This is a genomic window from Micromonospora sp. NPDC005172 (genome assembly GCF_040608555.1).
Lineage (GTDB): Bacteria > Actinomycetota > Actinomycetes > Mycobacteriales > Micromonosporaceae > Micromonospora.
Genome location: NZ_JBEXIL010000032.1, coordinates 33,808 through 55,743 on the forward strand (window position 1 = coordinate 33,808; position 21,936 = coordinate 55,743).

The window sequence follows — 21,936 nt, forward strand, 5'->3', positions numbered from 1 at the left end:
CGCTAGCCGACCACCGCCTCCTCGGCCAGGCTGACCTCGGCCAGGTACACGCAGGTCCGCTCCTCGTGGGAGGAGTAGTAGCTGACCCAGAGCCTGTCGTCGTGCCACACCAGCCCCGGGTAGCTGGTGTCGCCTCCGGAGGGCAGCGCGACCAGCTCGGTCAGCTCACCGTGCTCCTCGTCGACGGCGCAGATCGCGGTGCGGACGTCGCCGTCGAGCAGGCGTACCCCGGCGACCAGCTGCCCGTCGGGCAGCCGCAGCAGCGCCGGGCCACCGACCCGTACGCCCAGGTCGGTCCACGTCCACTCCCGGTACGGCGGCTGGGCCCGCCCGAGCTGCGCGGTGGCGCTGTCGCCGTCGCGGCGCAGGAGACAGTGGGCCGTCCCGTCCGGGTCGAAGGCCAGCCCGGACTCGTTGGGGTAGCCGCCCTCGAACAGTGTCGGCACCCACGGCCGCAGGTCGAGCCCGTCGACGCTGCGGTAGAGGCGGGCGAACCTCGGCCCCCGGGTGGCGTAGCCGACGCCGTACATCGCGTCGTCGTGCCAGGCGGCCTGCCACACCCAGACGTCCGGCTCGCCGACCGACGTCGGGTCGCCCCAGGCGCGGCCGTCGTCGGAGAGCCAGGACACCGTCGTGAACGCATCGGTCCTCGCCGCCGCCAGCAGTTGCAGCCGCCCGTCGGGCCGCGCCACGAACCGTGGGTCGCGCAGGTCGACGCCGGCCGCCCGGATGACCGCCGCGGAACTCCACGCCCGACCGTCCGTCGAGGTCAATACCCGGATCACACCGTCGTCGGAGAGGTGGCTGTCGGCCTCGCGGAACGCGCAGAACCACATACCGGCGTACCGGACGAGGTCGGTGAACGCGCTGTGCGGCGCGCTGTCGCCGATCCGGTGTACGGCGACGACCTCGGCGGCGGTGCGGTGGAGGGATGACGACGTCATGCGCGACGGGCCTCCTGGCGTTGGTGGGCGGGACGTCCCGGTGACGCCGGCCGACGGTAGTCGCTGCCGCCGACGTCCGGACGACCGCGCGGCGAACGGAGGACGAACGATGGCCTGTCGAAAAGGCGTCGGCGCGCTGGAGTGGTCGGGTGGCGACGGTCGGTCACGTTCACGTGGGGATTCGCGGGCCTGCTGCTCGGCGTGCCGGTACCACAGCTATCCGCCGAAGCGCTGCCACCGCTGCCACGGGAGCTGGCCCCGGCGTACCCGCGATGACTACCTACGGGCAGCTCAGCCGGTGTTCGCCTGCGCGTGCGGTCAACTGCTGCGGGTGCCCCGGGCCGCCGGGTCGCGGCTGCGCTGCCCACGCTGCCGCACCGAACACCCGACTCCGACGGCGGCTGGCCACTGAGAATGCCTCAGCGCTGCTCGCCGAGCAGTTCGTCGATCACGCGTCGGGCCCCGGCGGGGTCCGGACCGTCGAGGGTGATCAGCGCCTTCCACAGCGCCCAGCCGCGTCCGCGCGTCCAGGTGGCCGCGTCGACGTCGACCGCGTCGCGGAACGCCGCTCGGCTGGCGCCGTGCAGCAGGGTCCAGGCGATCACCGTGTCGCAGGCGGGGTCGCCGACGCCGCAGCAGCCGAAGTCGATGACCGCGGCGAGCCGCCCGTCGCGGACCAGCAGGTTGGCGTACGCGGCGTCGCCGTGGAACCACACCGGCGGCCCTGCCCAGGTGGCGTCGAGAGCGTCCTGCCAGATGGCGGTGACCGCCTCGACGGGCAGCCGGTCGCGGTGAATCTTGATCGCCGCCCGGGTCTCGGCGTCGTAGGTGGACAGTGGTCCTCCGCGCCAGGCGCTGTGCCCGCCGGCCGCCGGGCCGCCGGTGGCCTCGACGGCGCGCAGCGCCCGCAGGAAGGCCGCGAGGTCCGTCGCGAACCGGGTCAGGTCGTCGATCCGCTCGGGCCGGGCGGTGTGTCCGTCGATCCAGCGGTAGACCGACCAGGAGTACGGGTAACCCGCGCCCGGTCGGCCCTGGGCCAGCGGCACGGGGATCTCCAGCGGGAGCAACCGGCCGAGCACGGGCAGCCACCGCTGCTCCTTGGCTACCTGGAGGACGTACCCCTCGCCGCTGGGCAGCCGGACGGTCATCTCGTCGCCCAGGTGGAAGGTCCGGTTGTCCCAGCCGCCCACCTCGACCGGGCGCACCGGCAGGTCGGCCCACCGCGGGAACTGCTCGGCGACCAGTCGGCGGACCAGGTCCACGTCGATGCGCCGGGCCGTCGTCTCGTCACTGTGCGGCACGTCGGTTGCGGGCTGTGCGCTCATCCGCCCGAGCCTGCGGGCGCCGCCGGCCGCCCGCAACCGATTTGCGCCGACAGTGGGACAGGTCGAGCCAGCGCTCGGGACAGGTGCCTTTGGAGGTCCAGGTGTCCGGTAGGTGCGGGCCTGGCCGTACCTCACCTGCCCCCTTTGCTCTGCTTCAACCCAGGCAACACCGAGCCCTCGAAAGTGGTGCGTGGGTTGAAGCAGAGCAAAGGAGGCGCACGAGACGGTTGCGGGCCGCTGGGCCGCTGGGCCGCTGCGCCGCTGCGCCGCGGGACGTCAGGCGGTCGCCGCAGGTGTGGGCGTCGGCGCCTTCGGGTTGGACGCCCTGGCCACCAGCGGGAATGCGGTGACGAGCAGGCAGGCTGCCGCCATGGCCAGCAGCGCCGGAGTGAGGCCGAACGCGTCCACCGACCAGCCGCCGAGCAGCGCGCCCACCGGTAGGCCGACGAAGGCCAGCGATCCGGCGATGCCGAGCACCCGCGTCTGCAGGTCCGGTGGCACCCGTTCGTAGAGCGCCACACCGAGCAGCGGGTTGACCGCCGCGATGCCGATCCCGGACAGGAAGGTGACCACGAGGACGACCGGCAGCTCGTCGCTGATCGCCAGGGCGACCAGCCGGGGTGTGCCGGCGACCGTCGCGCCGATCAGGAACGTCAGTCGGCCGGGCAGCCGGGGTCCGAGCGCGGTGAACGCCACGTTTCCCAGCAGCGCGCCCGCCGAGAACGCCGCCAGCACGAGGCCGAGCCCGCTCGGACCGTGCAGTTCCCGGGCGACCCAGAACGGGATGTAGACGGCCACGCTCGCGTTGGCCACCATGTTCAGCGCCGAGACGACCACCAGCATGCCCAGCAGCGGTCGGTCCCGACCGAGGTAGCCGAAGCCGTCCCGCAGCGCGCGGAGGTAGCCCACCGGCGCGGCGGGGGCCGTCGGGGCGGCCGGGGGGCGGACCAGGAGGCCGATGAGCAGCGCGCAGATCCCGAAGCTGGCCGCGTCGATGAGGATCGCCTCGGTCACCCCGAACGCGGCGATCAACAGGCCACCCACGGCGGCGCCGAACAACGTCACGACCCGGCTCAACCCGTCGTACGCCGAGGTGAGACGGATCAGGGGCACCCCGGCGGCCTCGGCGACCGGCCGGAACATGACGTGCTTGACGCGGTCCCCGATGCCGCGCAGCGCCCCGGCGACCGCGACCAGCGCCACCAGGGGGGCGAAGCCCAGCCACGGGGTCAGCGCGACGACGACCATGGCCACCGCGCTGCCCGCGTCGCACAGGATCGAGGTCCGGCGCAGGCCCATCCGGTCCGCCCAGGGCGTGCCGAGGGCACTGGACAGCAGGTACGGCAGCGTCTCGGCGAACGCGACCAGACCCATCTTGGTCGGGCTGCCGGTGGTGACCAGCACCAGCCAGGGGATGGTCACCACCGAGATGCGCGTACCCAGGTTGGAGACCAGATCCGCGCCGACCAGGACGACCAACTGCCGGCGGGGTGTCACGCGCCGACCGCCGCCGCCCGCCGCGCGGCGTACTCCGCGCGCAACGCCCGCTTGTCCACCTTGACCGAACGGTTCACCGGCAACCTGTCGACGAACTCCACCCCGGCGGGCGCCCACATCTCGTTCAGCTCGGCGGTCACCAGGTCGATCAGCTCCGCCACCGTCACGGTCGCGTCCGGCGCGGTCACCACGTAGGCGAACGGCACCTCGCCGACCTCCTCGTCCGGTACGCCGATCACGGCGGCGGACCGTACCTGGGGGTGCCCGGCCAGCACGTCCTCGATCGGGCGGCAGAAGATGGCCCAGTTCCGCCGGTGGGTGACGATCATGTCGTGCGCCCGGTCGACCAGGTAGAGGTAGCCGTCCTCGTCGAGGTGGCCGATGTCGCGGGTGCGGACCCAGCCGTCGACGAGCGTCTGCGCGGTCAGCTCGGGCTGCCCGTGGTAGCCGGCGAAGCTGAGCCGGCTACGCACCCACACCTCGCCGTCGTGCCCCGGTGGCAGCACGGCGCCGTCGTCGTCGCGGATCTCGATCCGTACGTCGCCGTAGGGTCGCCCGCAGGAGCGCAGCCGTTCCGGGTGCTCCGGGTCGTCGGTCAGCCCGGGCAGCGCGGTGATCACGACGGCCTCGCTGAGGCCGTACACGATGCGCAGGACCGGGCCGAACCGCGCGATGGCCTGGCGGAGCCGCGCGGGCGCGGCGGGCCCGGCGCCCACGTTGAACATGAACATGGCGGAGAAGTCGGCGCCCACCAGCGCCGGGTGGTCCAGCAGCTCGTAGAGCATCGGCGGGGTCACGAAGGTGGAGTTGATCCGTTCCCGCTGCACGGTGGCCACGAACGCCGCCGGGTCCCAGTCGTCGCGCAGGAACAGCACTCCGCCGGTGAACAGGTTGAACAGGGTGGTGATCTGGCCGCTGGCCAGCCACATGGGCGAGTGCGACAGGTGCCGTAGCAGCGGGAACCCGGCCGCGCGGAAGTCGGCAGCGAGGGTGAGGATCTGGGCGTAGAAGCTCTCGGTGTGGTGCACCAGCTTCGGTGCGCCGGTGGTGCCGCTGGTCTGGAGGAACGACTCCGGCGCGGCGGCGGCCGTCGGCAGCGCCACGGGACCGTCCGGCTCGGTGTCGGCCGTGAGGTCCGGGCCCGCGCCGCCGGGACCCAGGCAGCACACCGGTACGCCGGGCAGCGCGGCGGCCAGCTCCGGCCCCAGGCTGGCCGGGTCACGGGCGTCGTAGACGAGGGCGTCGGGGCGGGCCAGCCGGATGAACTCGTCGACCTCCCGGCGGGCGGTGACCGGGGCGACCCACATCGTCCGGCAGCCGATCAGGTGCAGCGCGAGCTGGAGCAGTGGACCCTCCACGGCGTTCGCCATGGTCACCAGCACCGCCGCCCCGGGCCGTACACCGTGGCGGGTCAGGGCCGCGGCCATCGCGCGTGTGCGCGCGGCGGCCTGGGTGTAGGTGAGGCGCTGCCCGCCGCCGACCAGCGCCTCCCGGTCGCCGAAGTCGGCGAAGAGGTCGAGCGCCCTGTCCACATAGGTCGCGTGCCCGGGTCCCTCAGTCATCCGGCAAACCCCCATCGGATTCGAGCGGCGGTCTCCGGGTCGGTTCCCGGCGACGTCGCGGGCGGTGAGGGCGCGTTCGGCGACCGCACCGCCGCCGCCTGCGAGCCTAGGCCGGCGAGGGCGCGCCGGGACCGGGCCGAAGGGCGAAACCGCAGGCCCGGAGGACATTTGATCGTGTCGATCAGTCGATTGACGCCCGTCATCGGCGGCGGCTAGGTTTCTGGACCATCGTCCAGGCGGGAGCCGTCAGCGGATGGCCCTGGGCTGCCACACGATGGAGGTTCAATGTCGACCCCGAAGAGATGGCACGTGGTCGCCGCGGTCGCGGCGCTACTGGTCACGGGAACACCCGCCGTCGTCGCCACCGCTGGTGGATCGCCTACCGCCGCCGGCCGGCCGGACCGCGACGAGTGGGCGGGCAGTTGGGCCGCGGCCGTCACCCGGGGAAACTCGGTCGGTCTGACCAACACCGGCCTGAACGACCAGAGCGTCCGGATGGTCGTGCACGTCTCGGTGGGTGGCCCGGCGCTGCGCGTACGGCTGAGCAACCTCTACGGCGAGCAGGCGGTCCGGGTGGGCCGCGCCACCGTCGCCCGACCGAACACCGCGACCGTCGACGACGTGTCCGACGTCGACCCGGCCACGCTGCGGGCTCTGACCTTCACCGGCGCGGCCTCGGCGACCATGAACCGGGGCGCGGAGCTGCTCAGCGACCCGCTGACCTTCGCCGTCGCGGACGACAGCGACCTGGTGATCACCCTGCACTTCCCGACGCCGACCGGGCCGACCACCTTCCACGGGCAGTCCCAGCAGACGAACTTCATCGGCGCCGGTGACCTGACCGGGGCGGCCGACGGCGCGGGCTTCACCATCCGTCCCACCTGCTGCTGGTTCTTCCTGTCCGGCGTCGACGTGCAGCGCAGGGCCAGCCCGGGGGCGCTGGTCGTGCTCGGCGACTCCATCGGGGACGGCAACGGCAGCACCGTCAACGCGAACCGGCGCTGGCCCGACCTGCTCTCCGACCGGCTCCTCGCCGACCGGCCCGACAAGCGCACCCCGGGCGTGCTCAACCTCAGCCTCGCCGGCAACCGCCTCAACCACGAGGGCACCGAGCCGGGCGCGGCCGACTACCCCGGCTACTTCCAGCTCGGTCCGAACGCGGCGGCCCGCCTCAACGAGGACGTCTTCGCCCAGACCGGGGTGCGTACCGTCGTCACGCACCTGGGCATCAACGACATCTGGATGTCCAACGACTCGCCGGAGGCGATCATCGCCACCCTGCGGCAGATCAATCAGCAGCTCCAGCAACGCGGGCTGACCAGCCTGGTGGCCACGCTGACGCCGTACGAGGGGCATGGCGCTCCGGGCGTGTGGACGCCGGAGAAGGAGGCCACCCGGCAGGCCGTGAACACGTACCTGCGGGGCAGCCGGGAGTTCGACGGACTGCTGGACTTCGACCGGGTGCTGCGTGACCCGGCCAAGCCCAGCCAGTTGCTGCCCGCGTACGACTCGGGGGACCACATCCACCCGAACGACGCCGGCAACAAGGCGATGGCCGACGCCGTGCCGTTACGGCTGCTCGGCCTGTGACACCCCGGGGGCGGCGGGGCGACCCCGCCGCCCCCGGAGCACCGACATCCTGGGGAGGAGTACGTCATGACGGTGCAGGACCTGCTCACCGGCCTCTACAGCGAAGAGGGCCGCCAGAATCCGTACCCGTGGTACGCGCGCCTGCACCGGCTCGGGCCGGTCAGCGCGGTGCCGCCGCGCGCCGAGCACCGCACGGTGGCGGCGGTGGCGGTCGGCTACGACGTGATCGATCAGATGCTGCGCGATCCCCGGTGGACCAAACAGCCGCCGCCCGGCTGGGAGGAGCACGAGATCCTGCAGACCTTCCAGACGTCGATGATGTTCATCAACCCGCCCGACCACACCCGGATGCGGCAGGTCTTCTCCCGCACCTTCACCCCGCGTCGCCTCGGCGCCCTGGAGCCGGTGATCCTGCGCGTCGTCGACGAGTTGCTGGACAGGATGGCCGACGCCGGTGACAGCGTCGTCGACTTCGTGGCCGACTTCGCGTACCCGATTCCCGCGCTGGTGATGGCCGAGTTCATCGGCATCCCGGCGGGGGATCTGCCCTGGTACCGGGACCGGGTGGACCGCATCGACGAGTTCCTGGACGTGGCCGGCAAGACCCCGCAGCGGTTGGCCGCGGCCAACACCGCGGCGCAGGAGCTGCGGGCGTTCTACCGGGATCTGCTGGCCCACCGCCGTCGTACGCCCGGCGAGGACCTGATCAGCGCGCTGGTGGAGGCGGTCGGCTCGGGTGAGGTGGAGCTGACCGAGGAGGAGTTGATCAGCAATCTGATCGTGCTGTTCAACGCGAGCTTCGTCACCACCGTCTACATGTTCAGCAACGGCCTACCGCTGCTGCTGGCCCACCCGGAGACGGTCGCCGCGCTGCCCACCGACGACGCCCTCGCCTCCGGATGCGTCGACGAGGTACTGCGCCTGCAGAGTCCCGTGCACTTCCTCGCCCGGGCCGCGCCGGAGGACACGGTGCTGGCCGGTGTTCCGGTCGCCCGGGACGCCAACGTGCTGATCATCGTCGGCGCGGCCAACCGCGACCCGGCGCGGTTCCCCGATCCGGACGTCTTCGACCCCACCCGCACCGGCCCGCCGTCGCTGGCCTTCGGGGTGGGCCTGCACTTCTGTCTCGGCGCGGCGGTGTCCCGACTGGAGGGACGTCTCGCGCTGCCCCGCCTGTTCGCCCGGTTCCCCCGGCTCGCGGTCACCGAGACCCCGACGTACAGCGGCAGCCTCTTCCTGCGTGGCATCGACAAGCTGCTGGTCAGCACCGGCGGATAGGAGATCAGCATGGCCCTGCATCCGGAGGTGGCGGCCTACCGCGCCGCCCGCGCCGCGGCGGGCACACCGCCGCTGTACGTGCAGACCCTCGCCGAGGCCCGCGCCGCGGACCTGGCCGCGATCCGCGCCGGCGGCGGCGCGGTCGAGCAGGTCTTCGAGGTACGCGACGAGCACGTCCCCGGCCCGGGCGGTGACCTGCCCGTCCGCGTGTACCGGCCGGCCGGGTCGGATTCACTGCCCACCCTGCTGTACTTCTTCGGCGGTGGTTGGACGCTCGGCAGCATCGACACCGCCGACGGCATCTGCCGACGGCTGGCCAATGCGGTGCCGTGCCAGGTGGTGACCGTCGGCTACCGGTTGGCGCCGGAGCACCCCTTTCCGGCGGCGGTGCAGGACTGTCACGCCGCGACCGTCTGGATCGCCGAGAACGCCGACCGGTTCGGCGTGGACCCGACCCGGCTGGCGGTGGGCGGGGACAGCGCCGGCGGGAACCTCGCCGCGGCGGTGACCCTGCTGTGCCGCGCGGACGGGCCCGCGCTCGCCGCGCAACTGCTGGTCTACCCGAACACCGACATCGGCGGTGAGCCGTCCGGGCCGGTCGGCGACGACCCCACCCTGTTCAACCGCCACTCGGTGGCCTGGTACCGGACGCACTACCTGGCCGAACCGGAGCAGTCGCGGGACCCGCTGGCGTCGCCGCTGCGCGCCGACGACCTGTCCGGCCTGCCGGCGGCCCTGGTGATCACCGCCGAGCTGGACCCGCTGTGCGCCGAGGGGCAGCGCTACGCCGAGCGGCTCGGCGCCGCCGGTGTGCCCGCCCGCGTCGACCACTACCCGGGCATGATCCACGGGTTCTTCGCCATGCCCGGCGTGTTCACCGACGGCCGGCGCGCACAGGACAGCGCCGCCGCGTTCCTGCGGGACCGGTTCGGGCTGCCGGCGAATCGACAGGCGGCTCCGGCCGAGCCGGAGGGCACGGGGGTACGCGGTGGTTGAGCCTGCCCTGGCCGACCGGCCGACCGCGACGCCCGAGGTGACGTTCGCCGACTACGGCGAGCGGGCGCGGGCGGTGCTGGCCCCGGACGTGTGGGACTACGTCTCCGGTGGTGGCGGGGCGGAGGTGACCCTGGCCGCCAACCGGGTCGCGCTGGACCGGGTCGCCGTGCTGCCCCGGGTGCTGCGCGGCCGGGACACGGTGGACACCGGAGCCCGGCTGCTCGGCCAGTCGTACGCGCTGCCGGTCGGGGTGGCGCCGATGGCCTACCAGCGGCTCGTGCACCCGGACGGAGAGGCGGGCCTGGCGGCGGCGGCCCGTGCGGCGGGCGTGCCCTACGTGGCGAGCACCCTGAGCAGCACGCCGATCGAACAGATCACCGCCACCGGCGCCCCGGTCTGGTTCCAGCTCTACTGGCTGCGCGACCGAACCCTGGTCCGTGACCTGCTGGACCGGGTCGTCGCGGCCGGCTGCCGCGCCCTGGTCGTCACCGTGGACGTCCCGGTGCTCGGCCGACGCCCCCGCGACCTGCGTAACGCGTTCCGCCTGCCGGCCGACGTGGTCGCCGCCAACCTGCCAAACGGCAGGGACACGCTCGCCCACGCGGGCGTTCCCGGTGTCTCCGCGATCGCCGCGCACACCGACGCGTCGTTCGATTCGGCCCTGCGCTGGGCGGACCTGGCCTGGCTGCGTCAGCACGTCGACCTGCCGCTTGTCGTCAAGGGGGTGCTGGATCCCCGCGACGCGATCGAGGCGGTGCGGATCGGGGCGGACGCGGTGGTGGTGTCGAACCACGGCGGTCGACAGTTGGACGGCGCGCCAGCCAGCGTCACCATGCTGCCGGAGGTCGTCGACGCGGTCGGCGACGGCTGTCAGGTGCTGCTCGACAGCGGCATTCGTGGCGGCAGCGACGTGCTGCGGGCGTTGGCGCTGGGCGCGGCGGGCGTCCTGGTCGGCCGTCCGCTGCTCTGGGCGCTCGCCGTCGGGGGACGGCAGGGCGCGCAGGACGCGTTGGCGTTGCTCGCCGCCGAGGTGCGGGACGCGCTCACCCTCGCCGGCTGTGCCGATCCGACGGCGGCGGCCGGGCTGCGGACGCTCGGGACGGGCTGATCCGGTGGCCCCGACCGAACCGGCCGACCTCGACGCCGCCGACCTGCACCCCGCGCTGGGCGATCCGGCGCTGACCTCGATGAACTTCCTCAACGAGGTGTCCGAACGGTACCCGACGGCGGTGTCGCTCGCGGCCGGCCGCCCGTACGAGGAGTTCCTCGACGTCGCCGCGGTGCACCGGCACCTGGACACGTTCCACCGGCATCTCGTGGACGAGCTGGGACATTCGGCCGAGCAGGCGCGACGGCTGCTGTTGCAGTACGGCCGGACCAAGGGCATCGTGCACCACCTGGTCGCCCGCAACCTCGCCCTCGACGAGGGGATCACCGTCGACCCGGAGGCCGTGGTGGTGACCGTCGGCTGTCAGGAGGCCATGTTCCTGGTGCTGCGGGCGCTGCGGGCCGGGCCGACGGACGTGCTGTTGGCGGTCGCCCCGACCTATGTCGGGCTGACCGGTGCGGCCCGGCTGGTGGACCTGCCGGTGTGGCCGGTCGCGGGCGGACCGTCCGGTGTGGATCTGGCCGACCTGCGGGCCCAGGCGCGTCGGGCCCGGGACGCCGGCCTGCGGCCGCGTGCCTGCTACGTGATGCCGGACTTCGCCAACCCGTCCGGGGTCAGCATCGACGTCGCCGACCGGCAGCGGCTGCTCACGCTGGCCGCCGAGGAGGACCTGCTGCTGCTGGAGGACAACCCGTACGGGCTGTTCGCCGTCGCCGACGGGCCGCGTCCGCCGACCCTGAAGGCGCTGGACACCGACCGGCGGGTCGTCTATCTCGGCTCCTTCGCCAAGACGGTGCTGCCCGGCGCGCGGGTGGGTTACGTGGTCGCCGACCAGCGGGTGGCCGGACCGGACGGCCGGCTCGGCCCGTTCGCCGACCAGCTCGCCATGATCAAGAGCATGGTCACCGTGAACACCTCACCCCTCGCGCAGGCGGTGATCGGTGGGCGGCTGTTGGAGCACGGGTGCAGCCTGGTGCCCGCGAACACCCGGGAGCGGGCCGCGTACGCCCGCAACCTGCGCCACCTGGTGGCCGGCCTGGCCCGGCGCTTCGCGGACCGCCCGGAGGTGCGCTGGACGGTGCCGGCCGGTGGGTTCTTCGTGGTGGTGACGGTGCCGTTCACGGTCGACGACGCGTTGCTGGACACCTCGGCGCGGAACTACGGCGTGCTCTGGACCCCGATGGCGCACTTCTACGACGACACCGCGCCGGTGCGGGCGCTGCGGCTGTCGGTCAGCGCGGTGACACCGGAGCAGATCGACGTGGGATTGGACCGGCTCGCCGCCCTCATCACTGACGAGCTCCTGGGTGGACGGTCATAATGGGCCGCATGGTTGCCTGGGAGTACGCCCTGCTCGTCCGCCGTTATCAGGGACAGGGTCGCAATTTCACCGTCTCGTTCGTCTGGTACGGCCCGGACGGGTCACGCAAGGACATCACCGCCTACGGCGACACGGCCATCGCGCACCTCAACCGCGCCGGCCGGGAGGGCTGGGAGCTGGTGTCGGCAGCCGAGGACGTCAACAACGTCCAGGGCAGCACCGAGGTCCACCGCTACCACCTGAAGCGCCCCCTGAACTGACCCCCGCCGCGCCCCGTCGATCGTGGAAACACCACGGCTCCATGATCGACGGGGGCGTGCGGGGTCGGGGCCGGCCGTCAGGCCAGGTCGATGCCCGGGTAGAGCGGGTGGGGGGCCAGCAGGTCGGTGGCCTGGCGGGAGACCTTGTCGGCCAGGTCGGCGTCGAGCGTGTACTTCGCCTTGGACGGGGTGCCGTCGGCGTTGGCGCCGGCCGTGGTGTTGGTCAGCACGGTGTGGATCAACTCCGCCGTCTGGTCCATCTCGGCGGCGCCCAGCCCCCGGGTGGTCAGCGCCGGGGTGCCGATCCGGATGCCGGACGTGTACCAGGCGCCGTTCGGGTCCTGCGGGACCGAGTTGCGGTTGGTGACGATGCCCGAGTCGAGCAGTGCCTGTTCGGCCTGCCGGCCGGTGAGCCCGTAGCCGGACACGTCGATCAGCACCAGGTGGTTGTCGGTGCCACCGGTGACCAGCGTCGCGCCCCGGCGCAGCAGCCCCTCGGCGAGGGCCTGCGAGTTGTCCACGATCCGCTGCGCGTAGTCGGCGAAGTCCGGGCGGCGAGCCTCGGCGAGCGCGACCGCCTTCGCGGCCATGACGTGCGGCAGCGGACCGCCGAGCACCATCGGGCAGCCCCGGTCGACCTGGTCGGCCAGCTCCGGCTGGCAGAGCACCATGCCGCCGCGCGGGCCGCGCAGCGACTTGTGGGTGGTGGTGGTGACGATGTGCGCGTGCGGCACCGGGTCGAAGTCGCCGGTGAAGACCTTGCCGGCCACCAGACCGGCGAAGTGGGCCATGTCGACCATGAAGGTCGCGCCGACCGAGTCGGCGATCTCGCGCAGGATCCGGAAGTTCACCTTCCGGGGGTACGCCGAGTAGCCGCCCACCAGGATCAGCGGCTTGAACTCGCGGGCCGCCTCGGCCACCCGGTCGTAGTCGATCAGGCCGGTCGCCGGGTCGGTGCCGTAGCTGCGCTGGTCGAACATCTTTCCGGAGATGTTCGGCCGGAAGCCGTGGGTGAGGTGCCCGCCGGCGTCCAGCGACATGCCGAGCATCCGCTGGTTGCCCAGCTCGCGGCGCAGTGCGAACCAGTCCGCCTCGGTGAGGTCGTTGACCTGACGGACCTGGGCCTTCTTGAGGGCGGGGGACTCGACCCGGTCGGCGAGCACCGCCCAGAACGCGACCAGGTTGGCGTCGATGCCCGAGTGCGGCTGCACGTACGCGTGGGCCGCGCCGAACAGCTCCCGGGCATGTTCGGCGGCGAGCGCCTCGACGGTGTCCACGTTCTGGCAGCCGGCGTAGAAGCGGCGGCCGACGGTGCCCTCGGCGTACTTGTCGCTGAACCAGTTGCCCATCGCCAGCAGCGTCGCCGGGGAGGCGTAGTTCTCGCTGGCGATGAGCTTGAGGGACTCCCGCTGGTCGGTCAGCTCGGCACCGATGGCGTCGGCCACCCGCGGCTCGACGGCCCGGATCACCTCGAGGGCGCTCCGGAATGCGCTGGACTCGGCGTTGTGCGACATGCGACCTCCTACGTACGTGCGGAAGGCCCAGGCGCTCGGCAAACGTCCTCGTGACGGGGCCGCTCCCCGATGGTTGTCCATCCCAACGCGCCAGTAACGGCCCGCGCCGATCCTACCGGGCCGGGCGTCGACCGAGCCGCGCGACTCCCGACGCGAGCGCGCCGAGGTGGTTGGACGGCCCGCGCTCGGGCATTCGACAAGGGGGACGTCGCGCCGGCAACGGGTGCGGCAGTCCCTGCCACGAGAGGAGTCGACACCCATGACCACACCCACCACCGGTCGACCGTCAGCTCTGGTGACCGGAGCGTCCAGCGGCATCGGGTACGAACTGGCCGTGCAGTTCGCCGAGCACGGATTCGACCTGATCGTGGCCGCCGAGGACGCCGGCATCACCGCGGCGGCCGACAAGCTGCGCCGCGATGGCGGCGTCCAGATCCATCCGGTACGCGTCGACCTGTCCACCGAGCAGGGCGTCGAGGAGTTGGTGAGCGCCGTCGCCGCGACCGGACGTCCCCTGGACGCGCTGGCGCTGAACGCCGGGCGGGGCGCCGGGGGCGCGTTCGTCGGCGGCACCGACCTGCGCGACGAGTTGGAGGTCGTCGACCTCAACGTGCGGTCGACGGTGCACCTGGCGAAGCGACTGCTTCCCGGGATGGTCGAGCGGGGCGCGGGCCGCGTGCTGTTCACCTCGTCGATCGCCTCGACGATGCCGGGCCCCTTCCAGGCGGTCTACAACGCCTCGAAGTCGTTCGTGCAGTCCTTCGCCGAGGCGCTGCGCAACGAGCTGAAGGACAGCGGCGTCACGGTGACCGCGTTGATGCCCGGGCCGACCGACACCGCCTTCTTCGACCGGGCCGAGATGCGGGACACCCGGGTCGGCTCCGGCAAGAAGGACGACCCGGCCGAGGTAGCCGCGCAGGGCTTCGCGGCGATGATGAGGGGTGACCAGACCGTCACGGCGGGTTCACTGATCAACAAGGTGCAGACGGCTGCCGGGAAGATCATCCCGGACAAGCTCAAGTCCGAACAGCACCGTCTCATGGCCAAGCCGGGCTCGGGCGACTGACCCCCCGCCCCGCCCCCGCCCCCGCCCCCGCCTCCCCGACCCCGCCTCGCCTCCCGCGATCTTGCACTTTCTGTCGTGACGAAACGGCACTAAACGTCGCCAATCGGCAACATAAAGTGCAAGATCGCGGGGGCGAGGGGCCGGGGGAGCCCGCCGGGCCGGCGGGCCGGGGGCGGGGTGGGCGGCATGACGAGGGGCCCGGCAGTTCGCCGGGCCCTTCGGTGTGAGCGGGTGCCTCAGGCGGTCACGGCGTCGCGCGCCTTCTTGATCGCCTTCGGCTCGGTGGGGGTACGCGGCGCGTCCGCGCGCAGCGCGATCATCTTCTCGCCGATCTCCTGGAGCTGCTTACGGCCCAACGCCTCGCGGACCTTCGGGAACCACTCCTCCTCTTCCTCCTCGACGTGGTGCGTGACGTTCTCAATCAGCACCGTCGTCTTGGCGGTGAAGCGCTCGTCCTTGGCGTCCATGCTGGCCAGTTCGAGGCAGAGCAGGTCGGCCACGTGGTGCTCCTCGTACGACTCGAGGATGTCGTCCTCCAGGTCGGGCAGGAGCCGGCGGACCTCCGGGTACATCACCTCGTTCTCCAGGTAGGTGTGCACTGTCAGGGCCTCCAGGATCTGGTCCACCAGCTTCTGCCGCTGGCTCGCCGGCCCCTCCTCGGCGTCCTGGAAGGCCTTGAACAGGCGGCGCATCTCCTTGTGGTCCTCTTTGAGCAGGACGATGGCATCGGTCGACACCGGTGTGCCCCCCTTGTTCGATAGCTTGGCTGATGTCGATCCGGTACCCCGAGAGTGCGCGGCGAAACGGACGAACGCGGCGGATACCGCCTGCTCAGACCGTGGCCAGGGTGCGCGGGATCTCGTCGAGCAGTTCCCGGGCCAGGAAACCGATCCGGCCGTACCGGGGGATCAGCCGTTGGCCGCTCACGGCGTGCGCGAAGGCACCCCAGCAGGCGGCCTGCGCCGGGTCGGCGCCTCGGGAGAGCAGCCCGGCCAGCAGGCCGGCGAGCACGTCTCCGCTGCCGGACGTGCCGAGGCCCGCGTCGCCGCTCTCCTCCCGCCACCCGCGCCCGTCCGGGGCGGCCACGTGCCCGTAGAGCGAGACCACCGCCTCGTACCGCTGTGCCAGCTCGGCGGCCTCGGCGCCCAGGTCGTCGCCCGCGTCCCGGCCGAGCAGGTGACCGGCCTCGGTGACGTTGGGAGTGAGCACCACCGGGCGGCCCGAGCCGACCAGCAGCTTCGGCTCGTGGCTGAGCGCGCCGAGGGCGTACGCGTCCAGGACCAGCGGGGTGTCCGGCCCGGCCGCCTCCAGGACGAGGTCCAGCAGTCGGGAGGTCTCGTCGATGTCCGTCAACCCCGGGCCCAGGGCCACCACGTCCGCCGCGCCGGCCAACTCGCGGAGCTGCCCGGCCCGGTCGGCGGCCACCGTGCCGTCGGACGTCTCCGGCAGCCCCACCACCAGCGCCTCGGGCACCTGGATGCTCAACGCGGCCGCGGTCGACTCGGCGAGGGCGAGCTGGAGCACCCCGGCGCCGGCGCGCAGCGCGGCCACCCCGGCGAGCAGGACCGCCCCGGGGGTGAAGCGGGAGCCGCCGATCACCAGCACCGTGCCCCGGCTCTCCTTGCCACCGGCGGGTACGGGCAGCGCCCAGTCCCGCAGCAGCGCCGGCGTGATCACCTGAACCTCAGACCGGTTCGGCATGGATCTCGTCCTCCCTGGTCGCCTCGGCGCCCTGCCGGTGCAGGTGGCCGACCTCGTTGAAACCGCCGAGCCGCAGTCTGCCCTGCTCGTCGGCGGACCAGTCGGTGATCGAGCAGTTGGCGATCACGTGTTCGCGGGTCAACGCCATCAACTCCGGCTCGGTCAGGCCCTCGAGGAGGTAGCGCAGCAGGAAGACCAGCGCGTCGTGACCGAAGAGCAGCACCCGCTGACCCTCGTGGTCACGGCGCAGGTCACCGAGGAGCGCGCGCAGGCGCAGCGCCACGTCGGTCCAGGCCTCACCGCCGGGCGGCCGGTAGTAGAACTTGCCCAGCCGGGCGCGGCGCTCCGCCTCGTCGGGAAACCGCCGCTGCACCCCGTGCCCGGTCAGGCCGTCCAGGATGCCCAGCTCCCGGTCGCGCAGCCGCTCGTCGCGGCTCACCGGCACCCCGGTGCCGTGCAGCGCCAGCTTCGCCGTGGACACCGCCCGCAGGTACGGCGACACCACGGCCACGTCGGGCCGCCGGTCCTCGGGCAGGCCGGCGAGCCACCGGCCGGTCGCCCGCGCCTGCTCCTCGCCGGTGTTCGAGAGCGGCACGTCGGCGTCGCGGTGGCTCAGTGCGATCACGTCCGCGCCGGTCTCCTCGGCCCGGGTGGCCGCCACGTTCGCGGTGCTCTCCCCGTGCCGGATGATCCAGAGCGTCGACAGTTCCGCCATGCCGACCCCCTACCCGGGCGCGACACGGCGTAACCGTGGGCGCGCCCGGGACGGGGTCGGCTCAGCCGCGCTTGCGCAGCAGGGCCACGGTCAGTCCGGTCACGTGCGTGACGCGGACCACCTCGTACCGCTCGGCGAGAGCGGCGGACTGCTTCTTCGGCAGACCGGTCAGCGGCGCGTCGGTGACCGTCGGCAGCAGCACCCAGAGCCGCGGCTCGTCGCGCAGACAGCGGGCCGGGCTGGCGCAGTCCGCGCCGAACAGCTCGTCACGCGCTGCCGCCGACCGCTCCTGGAAGACGTTGCGCGGCGAGATGTCGGCGGGGAGGTAGTAGCGCACGCCGGGCTCGTGCATCCACCACCAGGGGCCACCCGCGACCAGGCCGTCACCGGGCTGGTAGCCGGCCTCGATCACCCGCGCCGCCTCCGAGTAGGAGAGCGGCGCGAACGCCCGCTTCTGCGGATACGTGTACCAGCCGTGCGAGTACTCCCCGCGCAACGCGAGCTGACCGGGGACGCTCAGCGCGGCGAGCACCACCACGCCCACCGCGACCAGCGGCGCGCGGCGCAGCGCGCCGACGGCCGCGCCGGCGAGCACCGCCCACGCCGGTACGAGGAAGAGCAGGTACTTGGAGAAGAAGTAGTTGATGTCGCCGGTGGAGGCCACCAGGATCACCGGGACCGGCAGAGCGGCGATCACCGCGGCGGCGGCGGTCCGCGCGGCCACGTCGCGGCGCAGGTGGGTCAGCACCCCGACCAGCGCCAGCGCGGTGATCGCGGCGGCCAGCAGCACCGAGCCGAAGACCTGCTCCCAGACCGTCCAGGGCGCGCTGTCCGGGATCCAACTGATCTGCCGTCCCGCCTGCTTCATGCCGCGCAGGATCACCGGGGCGGCGATCCCCACCCCGGCGGCGGCGGCGAGCACGAACCAGGCCGGCGACCACCAGCGGCGCTCACGCCAGCAGTGGATCAACACCGCCACCCCGTGCCCGAGCAGCAGCGTGAGCGCCACCACGTTCACCAGACCGATACCGGCCACGCTGAGCGCGTACGCGATCCACCGCAGCCAGCCCGGCTTCTCCAGGGCCCGGAGCAGGAACAGCGTGGCCGCGGCCGCGGCGAGGACGACGAAGGCGTACGACCGGGTCTCCTGCCCGAAGCGGGTGACCGTGGGCACGAGGGCGAAGACGAAGCCGGCGGCGACCCCCGCCGTGCGGTCGAAGAGCCGACGCCCGACCAGCGCCACGCACGTGGTCGCCAGGACCATGGCCAGCGCCGACGGCAGCCGTACGACCGCCGGGCCGGTGCCGAACAGGCTCGTCCAGCCGTGCATGAAGAGGTAGTACGCCCCGTGCACGGCGTCGACGTTCTCGAGCATCCCCAGGATCTGCCCGGTGGAGCGGGTCGCCACGTCGACAGTGACCAGCTCGTCGTGCCACATCTCTGGGCTGCCGAGGCGCCAGCCGACCGCGAGGGCCGCGAACGCCGTGGGCCAGAACCAGACGCTGAGCACGAGCCGGCGGGCGAAGGACAGTCGCCGCCGCTCCGGCTCGGGGGCGGGCGGGGGCGGCCCCGCGTCGGTAGGCGCGGAAGGCGCGTCCGTGGTGACGGCGCGGTCTGGCATCGGCGTCCGATCGGGGGCGAGCGGGGAGGGGGCGCGACGATGATAGCCGCCACCGTGGTCGCCGGAGGACCCGTCGTCCCGGTCACCGGCCGTGGTGTCGTGACGGGCCCGGGGCCGGCTCGCCGGTACTGGATTCGGACGCCACGCCTGATAATGTGGCCCGCGCCCGTCGCGCACGTCCACCACGCACAGTAAGGCCCGGGGAACCGATGATTGTCGACATCATGTTGCCGTACTACGGGAGCGTGCCCCTCATGCAGGCGGCGGTCCGCAGCGTGATGGCACAGAGTGATCCGGGTTGGCGTCTCACAGTGGTCGACGACGGCACCGAGCCGGGTGTGCCGGAGTGGTTCGCGCAGATCACCGACGAGCGGGTCCGCTACCAGCGCAACGAGCGGAACCTCGGCATCACCGGCAACTACCGCAAGTGCGTCGGCCTCGCCGAGCACGAGTATCTGGTCATGATGGGCACGGACGACATCATGCACCCCAACTACGTCGCCACGGTGCGATCGGTGATCGAGCAGTACCCGGGCGTGGGCATGGTCCAGCCGGGGGTCGAGATCATCGACGCCAACGGCACGGTGGTCAACACCATCGTCGACGAGGCCAAGCGCCGCCTCTACGCGCCGCGCGTCGAGTCCCGGGAGCTGATGGGCGGCGAGGATCTGGCGGCCAGCCTGCTGCGCGGCTGCTGGTTCTACTTCCCGTCGATCTGCTGGCGGACGGACGCCCTCAAGGCCGTCGACTTCCGCGAGGAGTTCCAGGTCATCCAGGATCTCGCGCTGGTGATCGACCTGATCCAGCGGGGCGAGCAGATGGCTGTGGACACCACCCTGTGCTTCCAGTACCGGCGGCACGCGGTCAGCAAGTCCGCCGCCGACGCGATCACCGGCACCCGGTTCACCGAGGCGCGGGCGTACTTCGTCCAGGTCGCCCGGCGGATGGACGAGCAGGGCTGGCCCCGGGCGGCGCGGGCGGCCCGCCGTTACATGTCCTCCCGGCTGCACGCCGTGACGCTGCTGCCGACCGCGGTCCTCGCGGGCCGGATGACGGGTGTGAAGAGCCTGTCGCGGCACGCGTTCGGGCCGGGCCGATGAGCGACCGCAGTCAGGGAGAGTTCATGATCATCGAGCAACGGAACCCGTCGCGGGACGCCGGACAGCGGCGACGGGTGGTGGTGCTCGGCGGCACCGGATTCCTCGGTCGCCCGATCTGCCGGGCCCTGGCCGACCAGGGCCACACCGTCGTCGCCGTCGCCCGTACCCCGCGTGACATCGGGCCGGGCGTCGCGGTCCGCGCCCTGGACCTGGCCGCCGCCGACGTCGACGAGATCACCGAGATGCTCCGCGAGCTGGCCCCGGACGTGGTGATCAACTCCGCGGGCGGCATGTGGGGGCTCAACGACGCGCAGATGCTCGCCGTCAACGTGACGCTGGTCGAGCGGCTGATCGAGGCCGCCGGCCGGTTGCCCGGTCGGGTCCGGGTGGTCCAGTTGGGCAGCGTGCACGAGTACGGGCTGGTACCGGTCGACACCTCGATGCCCGAGGGGCTGCGACCCGCGCCGGTCATGCCGTACGGCGAATTCAAGCTGCGCTGCACCACGGCGGTCAGCGAGGCCGACCGGTCGGGCCTGATCGAGGGCGTCACGCTGCGGGTCGGCAACGTCATCGGCGCCGGCCAGCCCGGGCACAGCCTGCTCGGGGTGGTCGCGGGTCGGCTGCGCGACGCCCAGCGCGCCGGTGAGCGCGCCCGCCTGGAGCTGGCCCCGCTCGGCTCGCGGCGTGACTTCGTGGGCCTGAGCGACGTGGTGGCCGCCGTCGTGCTGGCCACGACCCGACCCGGAGCGGCCGGCCATGTGATCAACATCGGTCGGGGAGTAGCCGCCAGCGCCCGTGATATGGTCCAGCTCCTCATCGACTCCAGTGGGGTGCCGACCGACCTGGTCGAGGCCGAGCAGACCGGCCCGGCCGAGACGAACTGGCAGCGGCTGGACGTCGGGCTCGCCGCCGAGGTGCTCGGCTGGTCGCCGAGCGATGATCTGCACACCGAGATGAAGCAGTTGTGGGAGCACGCCGGCGCCGAGGTGCCCGCCTGATGGTCGAGAGGTTCTGACCGCATGACTACCCCCGCCCTCGTCCGCTCCCGTGGCACGCTTGCCGATCTGCTCTCCGGCCGCAGCAACGGCATCGGGCTCATCCGGCTCTGCCTCGCCGTCGGCGTCGTGTTGTCACACTCCAAGCCGCTCGGCTTCGGTGCCAACGACCTCGGCTACCACCTGACCGGCCGGCAGACCAACGTCGGCACCATGGCCGTGTACGGCTTCTTCGTGCTCTCCGGTCTGCTGATCACCCGCAGCGCCCGGCGTACCGGCATCATCCGCTACTCCTGGCACCGCGCCCTGCGCATCTTCCCCGGCCTGTGGGTGTGCCTGCTGATCACCGCGCTCGTGGTCGCCCCGCTGGTCGCCCTGCGCGAGCACGGCACCACCGCCGGCTTCTTCGACAACGCCTGGGACCGCGGCGGCCCGTTGGCCTACCTCCAGGCCAACTGGTGGACCGGTGTCCGTCAGTACGGCATCCAGGACCTGCTCAAGGCGACCACCCCGTGGGGCGAGAAGAGCGGCTCCAGCGTCTTCAACGGCGCCTTGTGGTCACTCAAGTACGAGATGTTCTGCTACGTCGTGGTGGGCGTCCTGGCCATCACCGCGGTGCTGCGCAACGCCCGCCGGTTCGTGCTGTTCCTGACCGTCGCGCTCTACCTGAGCATCGTGCAGGACTGGGTGAGCTCCGGGCAGTTCAGCGGACCGGCGTCCACGGCGAGCTGGTCGTTCGACTCGCCCCTGGTGGGCGTGATGAGCTTCCACTACATCGTCTACCTGGGCTTCCTGTTCGCGTTCGGCGCGACGCTGGACCTCTACCGCGAGCGGGTGCCGATCAACGACGCGCTCGGCATCTCCTCGGCCGTGGCGCTGGGATTGTCCCTGCTCTTCGGTGGCTTCTTCGTCATCGGGCTGCCGGCGTTCGCGTACCTGCTGGTGTGGCTGTCGGTGCGGATGCCGCGTCAACTGCACTGGGTCGGCCGGAAGAACGACTACTCGTACGGCATCTACATCTACGGGTTCGTCGGCCAGCAGGTGATGGCCAGCCTGGGGTGGAGCCGCTGGGGGTACGTGCCGTTCGCCGCGATGTCGGTCGCGGTCGCCTTCGTCGCCGCGTTCATCTCGTGGAAGCTCGTCGAGCGGCCGGCGCTGCGGTTGAAGGACTGGACGCCGGGCTTCGTGGCCCGCCGCTCGTCGCAGCCGGTGCCGGTCGAGCAGCAGACCGCGGTGGCCGAGGAGCCGCAGCCGGCCTCCGTCGGCGGCCCGACGGAGGAGTTGCCGCAGCAGCACGCCACGCTGGTCCCGGGCCGGTAGCCCACCGGGTCCGCCCGCACGTC

At 72.5% G+C, this 21,936-nt stretch carries 19 protein-coding genes and 1 riboswitch; of the genes, 10 read left to right on the plus strand and 9 right to left on the minus strand.

Annotated features, from left to right (window positions below; all coding sequences use genetic code 11):
- Positions 1 to 2 precede the first annotated feature (2 nt).
- From ABZV06_RS21440 to ABZV06_RS21455, 4 genes are all read right to left on the minus strand, one after another.
- The gene (locus ABZV06_RS21440; protein WP_355623596.1) at positions 3 to 944 is read right to left on the minus strand and encodes an exo-alpha-sialidase; all 942 of its coding nucleotides are present in this window, start codon (positions 942 to 944) and stop codon (positions 3 to 5) included.
- 419 nt (positions 945 to 1,363) lie between these two features.
- A complete protein-coding gene (locus tag ABZV06_RS21445) occupies positions 1,364 to 2,269 on the minus strand; it encodes an aminoglycoside phosphotransferase family protein (protein WP_355623599.1) in 906 nt (301 codons plus the stop codon).
- A 276-nt stretch (positions 2,270 to 2,545) separates the two neighbouring features.
- A complete protein-coding gene (locus tag ABZV06_RS21450; protein WP_355623602.1) occupies positions 2,546 to 3,766 on the minus strand; it encodes an MFS transporter in 1,221 nt (406 codons plus the stop codon).
- Positions 3,763 to 5,328, minus strand: a complete 1,566-nt coding sequence (locus tag ABZV06_RS21455) for an AMP-binding protein (protein WP_355623605.1) — start codon at positions 5,326 to 5,328, stop codon at positions 3,763 to 3,765. The genes ABZV06_RS21450 and ABZV06_RS21455 overlap by 4 nt, the downstream gene beginning before the upstream one ends.
- Positions 5,329 to 5,613: 285 nt before the next feature.
- On the opposite strand from ABZV06_RS21455, the gene ABZV06_RS21460 reads away from it, so the two are divergent.
- The 6 genes from ABZV06_RS21460 to ABZV06_RS21485 all read left to right on the plus strand — a co-directional run bounded on the left by ABZV06_RS21460 (position 5,614) and on the right by ABZV06_RS21485 (position 11,881).
- Positions 5,614 to 6,918 (plus strand): SGNH/GDSL hydrolase family protein, encoded by a 1,305-nt coding sequence (locus ABZV06_RS21460; protein WP_355238917.1) that lies wholly within the window; start codon positions 5,614 to 5,616, stop codon positions 6,916 to 6,918.
- 66 nt (positions 6,919 to 6,984) lie between these two features.
- A complete protein-coding gene (locus ABZV06_RS21465) occupies positions 6,985 to 8,196 on the plus strand; it encodes a cytochrome P450 (RefSeq protein WP_355238914.1) in 1,212 nt (403 codons plus the stop codon).
- A 9-nt stretch (positions 8,197 to 8,205) separates the two neighbouring features.
- A complete protein-coding gene (locus ABZV06_RS21470; protein WP_355623608.1) occupies positions 8,206 to 9,192 on the plus strand; it encodes an alpha/beta hydrolase in 987 nt (328 codons plus the stop codon).
- Entirely contained in the window at positions 9,185 to 10,300 is a 1,116-nt protein-coding gene (locus ABZV06_RS21475) for an alpha-hydroxy acid oxidase (RefSeq protein WP_355623611.1), read from the plus strand. The genes ABZV06_RS21470 and ABZV06_RS21475 overlap by 8 nt, the downstream gene beginning before the upstream one ends.
- Positions 10,301 to 10,304: 4 nt before the next feature.
- Positions 10,305 to 11,621, plus strand: coding sequence for a PLP-dependent aminotransferase family protein (locus ABZV06_RS21480; protein WP_355623613.1), 1,317 nt, complete (start codon positions 10,305 to 10,307; stop codon positions 11,619 to 11,621).
- Positions 11,621 to 11,881, plus strand: coding sequence for a hypothetical protein (locus tag ABZV06_RS21485; protein WP_007460594.1), 261 nt, complete (start codon positions 11,621 to 11,623; stop codon positions 11,879 to 11,881). Before ABZV06_RS21480 ends, ABZV06_RS21485 begins: the two co-directional genes overlap by 1 nt.
- Before the next feature lie 77 nt (positions 11,882 to 11,958).
- Here ABZV06_RS21485 and ABZV06_RS21490 read toward each other — a convergent pair whose 3' ends face one another.
- Positions 11,959 to 13,395: a glycine hydroxymethyltransferase gene (locus tag ABZV06_RS21490; protein WP_355238902.1), complete on the minus strand. Its 1,437-nt coding sequence runs from the start codon at positions 13,393 to 13,395 to the stop codon at positions 11,959 to 11,961.
- An 18-nt stretch (positions 13,396 to 13,413) separates the two neighbouring features.
- Positions 13,414 to 13,503: riboswitch (ZMP/ZTP riboswitch) on the minus strand.
- Positions 13,504 to 13,654: 151 nt separating this feature from the next.
- Here ABZV06_RS21490 and ABZV06_RS21495 point away from each other — a divergent pair.
- Positions 13,655 to 14,461, plus strand: a complete 807-nt coding sequence (locus tag ABZV06_RS21495; protein ID WP_355623616.1) for an SDR family NAD(P)-dependent oxidoreductase — start codon at positions 13,655 to 13,657, stop codon at positions 14,459 to 14,461.
- Between the two features lie 236 nt (positions 14,462 to 14,697).
- On the opposite strand, the gene ABZV06_RS21500 is transcribed toward ABZV06_RS21495, so the two are convergent.
- The 4 genes from ABZV06_RS21500 to ABZV06_RS21515 form a co-directional block, all read right to left on the minus strand.
- On the minus strand, positions 14,698 to 15,198 hold the full coding sequence (locus ABZV06_RS21500) for a hemerythrin domain-containing protein (protein ID WP_355238896.1): 501 nt from the start codon (positions 15,196 to 15,198) through the stop codon (positions 14,698 to 14,700).
- A 94-nt stretch (positions 15,199 to 15,292) separates the two neighbouring features.
- A complete protein-coding gene (locus tag ABZV06_RS21505) occupies positions 15,293 to 16,162 on the minus strand; it encodes an NAD(P)H-hydrate dehydratase (protein ID WP_355238893.1) in 870 nt (289 codons plus the stop codon).
- Positions 16,146 to 16,877 carry a histidine phosphatase family protein gene (locus ABZV06_RS21510; protein ID WP_355623619.1) on the minus strand — a complete coding sequence of 244 codons (732 nt, stop codon included), beginning with the start codon at positions 16,875 to 16,877 and terminating at the stop codon, positions 16,146 to 16,148. Before ABZV06_RS21510 ends, ABZV06_RS21505 begins: the two co-directional genes overlap by 17 nt.
- Before the next feature lie 61 nt (positions 16,878 to 16,938).
- The gene (locus tag ABZV06_RS21515) at positions 16,939 to 18,498 is read right to left on the minus strand and encodes a glycosyltransferase family 39 protein (protein WP_355623622.1); all 1,560 of its coding nucleotides are present in this window, start codon (positions 18,496 to 18,498) and stop codon (positions 16,939 to 16,941) included.
- Positions 18,499 to 18,707: 209 nt separating this feature from the next.
- Between ABZV06_RS21515 and ABZV06_RS21520 the strand changes: the two genes are divergently transcribed.
- The 3 genes from ABZV06_RS21520 to ABZV06_RS21530 are packed head-to-tail and all read left to right on the plus strand — an operon-like array spanning position 18,708 to position 21,913.
- Positions 18,708 to 19,598, plus strand: a complete 891-nt coding sequence (locus ABZV06_RS21520; RefSeq protein WP_355238884.1) for a glycosyltransferase — start codon at positions 18,708 to 18,710, stop codon at positions 19,596 to 19,598.
- 23 nt (positions 19,599 to 19,621) lie between these two features.
- Positions 19,622 to 20,596: an NAD(P)-dependent oxidoreductase gene (locus ABZV06_RS21525; protein ID WP_355623625.1), complete on the plus strand. Its 975-nt coding sequence runs from the start codon at positions 19,622 to 19,624 to the stop codon at positions 20,594 to 20,596.
- A gap of 21 nt (positions 20,597 to 20,617) precedes the next feature.
- Positions 20,618 to 21,913: an acyltransferase gene (locus tag ABZV06_RS21530; protein WP_355238878.1), complete on the plus strand. Its 1,296-nt coding sequence runs from the start codon at positions 20,618 to 20,620 to the stop codon at positions 21,911 to 21,913.
- Positions 21,914 to 21,936: the final 23 nt, after the last annotated feature.